Origin of the sequence: Streptosporangium sp. G11 (assembly GCF_051192615.1) — a bacterium.
GTDB lineage: Bacteria > Actinomycetota > Actinomycetes > Streptosporangiales > Streptosporangiaceae > Streptosporangium.
Genome location: NZ_JBPJUQ010000020.1, coordinates 139,971 through 146,166, shown reverse-complemented (window position 1 = coordinate 146,166; position 6,196 = coordinate 139,971). Strand labels below are relative to the sequence as shown.

Genomic DNA, 6,196 nt, shown 5'->3' with positions numbered 1-6,196 from the left:
GTGCGACCGCACTCGTACAAGCGATTCTCGTCCTGCAGCTCGTCGAAGAGGGCCGCTACTCAAGATGAAAAGGGCTCGATGGTCGAGGCAGGCCCCAAGGTCACTCCCACCATGACGGTACCGTCCGCGATCGACTGGGTCGGTTTCGACTGGTACTGCCAGCCGATCTCGAAGATCGAAGAGACTTTGGCCACGCTTGAGTCGGTGACGGGGTCCCACCAGGAACTCTTCCTCCTGCCGCAGGCGACGCCCCTCAGGGCATGCGGTAGCAAGCCGGGCTACCAGACGGATGCGGACCTGGCCGAACTCCAGTGGAATTATGTCGACCTCGCCAAACGGCATCCTCGGGTGACAGGTCTGATGAGCTTTGGGCTATGGGTGGAATCGACTCCGGTGACGAACCTGCCCCGCACCATGGATGCGCACGAGCGCATCGCCGCCCAGGCGTTGGCGCGGAGCCACAAATTGAAGTCATGGTTACGGTGCCTGCGCCCCAACGTGCCCGCCGGATGCGGTATTCGCCCACAGGGTGTGAAGCTCCCGGTGAAGTCGTCCCGCCCCTGATGATGCCTGGTGCTGTGTGACCACATACGTTCACCGGGTTGAGTGATCAGGCGGTGAGTGGAAGGGGGCGTCCGCCGAAGCGGATGCCCTTTTTCGCTGTGGGTGCGGGCACCGGCGGGGTGCTGATGGGCCCGGGTGATGGTGGAGCCGACGCTGACGTCCCAGGTGATCGGTTCGGCGGCATCGGCGCGGGCCCGCGGCCCGGTGACGATCCGCTGCCAGGGCGGCGCGCCGCAGCCCGAGCAGCGAACCCTTCTGAAATATGGCCTAACGGCGGCGGAAGGTGACGATGGACTCGGAGTCGCCGTTTCTGATCGAGGTGACCAGCCAGATCCGTGGGGTGCCGGGGACGCGCTCGATCGCGGCGTGGGTCACCTCGCCGGGGGAGGGAAGCAGCTCACGAGTCCAGGTCCGGCCGTTCCAGTGCATGACCACGACACGACTCGGGACGAGCGCCGCGTCCCACCCCGCGATCCACACGTCGTCGGGGCCGAACGCGGTCACGCCGTGCAGCTCGCCTCGCTGGTCAGGGAGGGGCACGCGCCGCCAGGAGGCGCCGTTCCACCGCAGGGCGAGGGGGTGCGGGCCGGCCTTGCCCACCGCCCACACGTCGGACGGGTTGTTCTGCCAGACGGCGTTGAGCTTGCCGTCCGATATGTCTGATATGTCCAGTGCGTCAGGCGTGGCCGCCCGCCGGAATTCGCCCTTCCAGCCGTGCCAGAGCATCGGCCGCCCGCCGTGCGATCCGGCGATCCAGATGTGACCCGAGCCCGCGTCCACCGCGGTCAGCTCGGCTCTGTTCTCGCCGTCCCCGCCGTCCCCGCCGTCTCCACCGTCCCCGCCGTTCCCGTTGTCCTCACCGTCCTCCTCCAGGTCGAGCACCTTGGTGAAGCGGGTGCCGTCCCACAGCAGAGCGTCCGTCGTGGAGATCTGGACCGCCCGGTCCCTGTCCACGGCGACGTCCAGCCCGAGGGAGGGCGGCGTGTGACGCCGCGATCTGGCGGGTGAGTCCCGCGGCGATGAGTTCGAGAACCTGTTCCTCGCGCGGCGTCAGGCGGCTCCGCGCGGCCGGGGACCGTGACAGGCGTGCCTTGTGATCCATGGCGATCAACATGGGGTGGAGCCTTTCGACGAACTCGCGCTCCTGCCTCGTGAACGTCCCCTTCTCCCTGCCCAGCGCGAACGCCCGCATGGTGCCGGAAGGGGACAGCAGGGGGAGCGCCAGATGGTCGTAGAAACCGGTGACGACATGGATGTCGGAACCGGTCGCCGAGGAGCGCCAGCGCTTGAGGTTCATCAGATCGGTGATGGCCAGAGGCCTGCGGCCGGTGGTTCGCCTCCGGCCGTTTCAACGCGGGCAAGTTTCATCTCATCCGGCGCATGTCGCTGGGCAAGCACTGCTGAGCTGGGACCGGCGTGAGCACGGGGTCTCCCGGCCACCGCCGGGAGACCCCGTGCGTGGTGACGGCGACGCCGGGCCCCCGCCCGCGCCCGTTGCGCGCTCCGCGAGATGCCACCATGGGGGACACGTTTAGCCATTCTGGGGGAAACGGCATGTCGCAGGACCGGTTGACCGCTCTCGCCGAAGGTGTCGAGGCGGAGTTCATGTACCAGTACGAATCGCTCGCACCGCCGTCCGCCAGGTCCACGCTCGGGATCACCACCACGCGTATCGGCGGTGGCGTCGCCCTGTCGATGCGGCATGACGTGACGGGCTACTGGAGCAAGGCGCTCGGGTTCGGGTTCGACGAGCCGATCACCCGCGACCTCGTCGACCGCGTGGTGGACTTCTACCGCGCGGAGGACAGCAGGGGCGCGACCATCCAGATCGCCCCGTCCGCGCTGCCGCCGGACTGGGACGACATTCACACCGGCCACGGCATCAGCCCGGGATCGTCCTGGGTGAAGCTGGCGTGCCCGATCGACGCCTTCCGGCCGGGCCACACCGGGATGCGCGTCGGGCCGGTCGCCCCCGACGCCGCCTCGGAGTGGGCCTCGGTCATCCTGCGAGGGTTCGGCATGCCCGAGGAGGGACTCGCCGAGATGCTGGCGGCCAGCGTCGGGCATCCGGCCTTCCGGCCGTTCGCGGTCTGGGACGGTGACGAGATGGTCGCCGGAGCCAATCTCTTCGTCCACGGCGAGATCGGTTCCCTGAACGCCGCCGCGACGCTGCCCGGCCACCGCAACCGTGGCGCGCAGTCGGCCCTGCTGGCGGCCCGCGCCAAGGAGGCCGAGAACGCGGGCTGCCGCTGGCTCGTCGCCGAAGCCGGGCTTCCGGGGGAAGGGGCGACCAATCCGTCGCTGAACAACATGATCGCGGCCGGGATGCGGACGCTGTACAACCGGCAGAACTGGATCTGGCGGCCGGACGTGGGCCCGGCCGACGGTTCGTGACCCGGCTCGCGGCGCGCGACCGTCAGTCCACGACCGCGCCGCAGGTCATGTTGATCGCCGCACCCGTTATGGTGCGGGCCCAGTCGGAGGCGGCGAAGACGGCCACGTTGCCGACGTCCTCCAGCGACGCCGCCCGCCCGGTCAGGGTCTGCCCGACGATGTCCCGCTCGATGGCCTCGCGCCGGTCGAAGTCCGCCGGGATCGTCTCGGGCAGGCCACCCGTCCGCAGGGTGATGACGCGAATCCCGTACGGTGCCAGCTCGGCGGCCAGCTGGCACCGCATGGACTCGACCGCGTCGAAGGCGGCCTGCAGGCCGCCCAGGTTGTGGCGGCGGGCCGAGCCTCGGTCGCCCGTCCCGCCGAACGCCATGATCACGCCCGACCGCCGCCCGGCCATGTGCCGTGCGGCCGCCCGCGACGTGAGGAACTTCGAGCGTACGGCGGTCATGACCGGGCTCAGATAGTCCTCCGGCGACATGTCGATCATCGGCGTCCCCTGCACGTCCCTGTCCGCGATCACGTTGAGGGAGACGTCGATGCTTCCCGCCTCGGCCACGACGGTGGCCGCGTGCTCGTCGACCGACCTTTCGTCCAGCGCGTCGACCTCGGCGGTCTCGGCCGCGCCTCCTGCGGTACGGATCTGGCCGGCGACCCTCTCCAGGGTCGTCCGGGTCCGCCCGGCGAGAAAGACGCGTGCCCCCTCGCGGCCGAACGCGCGGGCGACGGCACCTCCGACCGAGCCACCCCCGCCGTAGATGATCGCGTTCTTGCCCTCGAGCAACATGGCCTGCCTCCTGCGCGTCGATCGGGTCGTGTCACCGCGTACAACCCGCAAAGGACGCCGATCTCATCGCCCGTCACCGAGATCGCCTCACGCCGAGATCGCCTCGCGCGGAAATGGCCTCATGCGGAGATCGCTTCACGTCGAGACGGCCTGACATTGAGCTCGCCCTACGTCGAGAAGACCTCGCGCCGAGATCGCCCGGCGCAGGATCAGCCCGGGATCTCGTCGGGGAGACCGAACATGGCGAAGATCTCTGGCGTCAGGAACGAGACGACCTCGGCGATCTTCGCGCCCCGTGGCGCGAGCAGGTCGAGCCCCACCGCGACGTAGGCCCTCCTGTCCTCGTCCCACATGTAGGTGCCGAACGCGGGCTGCCCGTTCGCGCGCGCCGGAAGGAAGCGCCACCGGTAGGTCAGCGGCCCCTCGACCAGGAAGGCCCTGATCCCCTCGTGTCCCTCGTACCATTCCGGCAATGGCGGCATCGCGTATCTGGCGTCGTCGGTCAGCATCGCCACGATGGCCTCGACGTCTCCGGCCTCCCACGCGGCCGCGTACCGGTCCGCCAGCTCTCGGAGCCCCTCCTCGTCCGGGGAACGCGGGCCGGTGGCGGGAAGCCGGGGGCCGAGGACCTTGCGGGCGCGCTGCAGCGCGCTGTTGACCGACGCGACCGTGGTCTCCAGCAGGTCCGCGACCTCGCGCGCCGAGAATCCGAGGACCTCACGCAGGACCAGGACGGCCCGCTGGCGAGCCGACAGGTGCTGGAGCGCGGCGACGAAGGCGAGTTCCATGCCCTCACGCGCCATGTAGCGGGCCTCGGGGCCCGGTCTCTCGTCGGGGTACGGCTCGATCCACGAGGTCTCGGCGAGCGGCGCGGCACCCGGGCCGAAGTCGGTGGGAAGCTCCCGGCGGCCCCGGCGTTCGATCAGCGTCAGGCACCTGTTGGTCGCGATCTTGTACAGCCACGGCCGGATCGAGCCGCGGTCCTCGAACCGTCCCAGGCTCCGCCAGGCGCGCACCAGCGCCTCCTGCAGGGCGTCCTCGGCGTCATGGACCGATCCGAGCATCCGGTAACAGTGGGCGTGCAGCTCGCCGCGGAACGGATCGACCAGGTGCCCGAAGGCGTCGGGGTCACCCCTCCTCGCGGCGTCCAGCAGCCGCGCTCCCGGCGCGTCGCTCTCGGGTCCCCGCCCAGCCTCGCTCATCTCGCGGAACCCTACCGGCGAGCCCCGACGGTCCGCCGATGCGGTGGCACCGGGGGCCTGATCATTCCAGCCCGCGCCACCGCACCGGCGGGAACGATCAGGCCCCCAGCGCGATCCACGAGTCCACCGCCAGGGATTCGAAGGAGTGCAGCGGCGCCTTCGCGAACTCGCCCGCCCGCGCGTGGCCCTGGGCGCGGATCGACCGCTCCCAGACGAGGGTACGAGTGATCTTGCCGACTCGGCAGGCCAGCTCCAGCTCCTCGACGAGTTCCGCGTGCGGTGCGAGGTCGCTGAACACGTCGAGGTAGGCGTCCCTGGGGCGCAGGATCGCCGGGTCGTCGGGGGCGACCCCCAGATGGAGGCGGAGGAATCCCAGGGCGACCAGCATTCCGGCGAACGGGTGGGCCACGACACTGTCGCCCCAGTCGTAGAACCGCACCCGATGGGCCGGCGTGGGCCCGGCCACCAGGATGTTCCAGGGATGCAGGTCGCTGTGGTCCAGGCTTGGCGGTACGGACGCGGCGGCCAGCCGTTCACTCCACGAGACGAAGGGGGCGCGCATGGCGGTCACGCGCCGGTGGGTCTCCTTCTCGGACGTGTCGCCGTGGCGTTCCACGTACTCTCCGACCGCGTGCGCCGCCTCGTCGAACCGCCGCGGCATGACGGCGGCGCGCATGTCGGTGACGCCGAGCGACAGCAGGTCGTCGACGTACGGCATGAGGTCGCGCTGGAGCCGGCCGTACTCCGGCAGGACCGTCACCAGGGCGTCGGTCAGGGCGGCACCGTTCACGCGCTCCCCGAGCGGCGTCCCCCCGTCGGGGAGCACGATCCACCCCCGCTCGGCGTCGACGGCGATCGGGGGCAGGGTCCGGTCCGGCGAGGCCCGCCGCAGGAGCCGGTAGAGCCCCACCTCGAACGCGGTGTCAGGTCCGGGGGCCTTCAGCCACACCGGGCCGCGGGTGGTGGGCGCCCTGAGCACCGTTCCCCACGGCCGCAGGTGCGGCTGGGTGACCTCGCCGGTGCGTTCCATCCCGGCTACGGCGAGCCGCTCGTCCAGCCACGACACCGCGCCCCGCCGCCAGGCCGCCGACGACCAGAGCGCGGTTCCCCGCCCGGGATCCGCCTCGCGGCTCTCCGTGCTCGACATGTCTGCCTCCCGGGGGTCGATGGGTTCCGTCACCGCTTACAACCCACGGAAGTCCGAGGAATCATCGCTCGCGGCGGAGCACTTCGAGCCGGGGGAGCGTGTCCC

General features: G+C 70.6%; 6 protein-coding genes. 2 read left to right on the top strand and 4 right to left on the bottom strand.

What is annotated here, in order from left to right; translation table 11 throughout:
* Positions 1 to 564, top strand: a 564-nt coding sequence (locus ACSDR0_RS20755; RefSeq protein ID WP_435290499.1) for a hypothetical protein, incomplete at its 5' end; no start/stop codon positions are given.
* 267 nt (positions 565 to 831) lie between these two features.
* Here the strand turns inward: ACSDR0_RS20755 and ACSDR0_RS20750 are convergent.
* Positions 832 to 1,518, bottom strand: coding sequence for a hypothetical protein (locus tag ACSDR0_RS20750; protein ID WP_435290498.1), 687 nt, complete (start codon positions 1,516 to 1,518; stop codon positions 832 to 834).
* A 600-nt stretch (positions 1,519 to 2,118) separates the two neighbouring features.
* Here ACSDR0_RS20750 and ACSDR0_RS20745 point away from each other — a divergent pair.
* The gene (locus ACSDR0_RS20745; protein WP_435290497.1) at positions 2,119 to 2,958 is read left to right on the top strand and encodes a GNAT family N-acetyltransferase; all 840 of its coding nucleotides are present in this window, start codon (positions 2,119 to 2,121) and stop codon (positions 2,956 to 2,958) included.
* A gap of 22 nt (positions 2,959 to 2,980) precedes the next feature.
* Here the strand turns inward: ACSDR0_RS20745 and ACSDR0_RS20740 are convergent, their stop codons facing one another.
* The 3 genes from ACSDR0_RS20740 to ACSDR0_RS20730 all read right to left on the bottom strand — a co-directional run bounded on the left by ACSDR0_RS20740 (position 2,981) and on the right by ACSDR0_RS20730 (position 6,091).
* Complete coding sequence (locus ACSDR0_RS20740; protein WP_435290496.1) at positions 2,981 to 3,742, bottom strand: SDR family NAD(P)-dependent oxidoreductase; 762 nt, start codon at positions 3,740 to 3,742, stop codon at positions 2,981 to 2,983.
* 209 nt (positions 3,743 to 3,951) lie between these two features.
* Entirely contained in the window at positions 3,952 to 4,944 is a 993-nt protein-coding gene (locus tag ACSDR0_RS20735; protein WP_435290495.1) for a sigma-70 family RNA polymerase sigma factor, read from the bottom strand.
* Between the two features lie 97 nt (positions 4,945 to 5,041).
* Entirely contained in the window at positions 5,042 to 6,091 is a 1,050-nt protein-coding gene (locus tag ACSDR0_RS20730) for a phosphotransferase (protein WP_435290494.1), read from the bottom strand.
* Positions 6,092 to 6,196: the final 105 nt, after the last annotated feature.

Excerpts from the sequence above, each read along its gene's own strand:
- ACSDR0_RS20730 (WP_435290494.1), bottom strand. The coding sequence starts at position 6,091 with ATGTCGAGCACGGAGAGCCGCGAGGCGGATCCCGGGCGGGGAACCGCG.
- ACSDR0_RS20740 (WP_435290496.1), bottom strand. The coding sequence starts at position 3,742 with ATGTTGCTCGAGGGCAAGAACGCGATCATCTACGGCGGGGGTGGCTCG.
- ACSDR0_RS20745 (WP_435290497.1), top strand. The coding sequence starts at position 2,119 with ATGTCGCAGGACCGGTTGACCGCTCTCGCCGAAGGTGTCGAGGCGGAG.
- ACSDR0_RS20735 (WP_435290495.1), bottom strand. The coding sequence starts at position 4,944 with ATGAGCGAGGCTGGGCGGGGACCCGAGAGCGACGCGCCGGGAGCGCGG.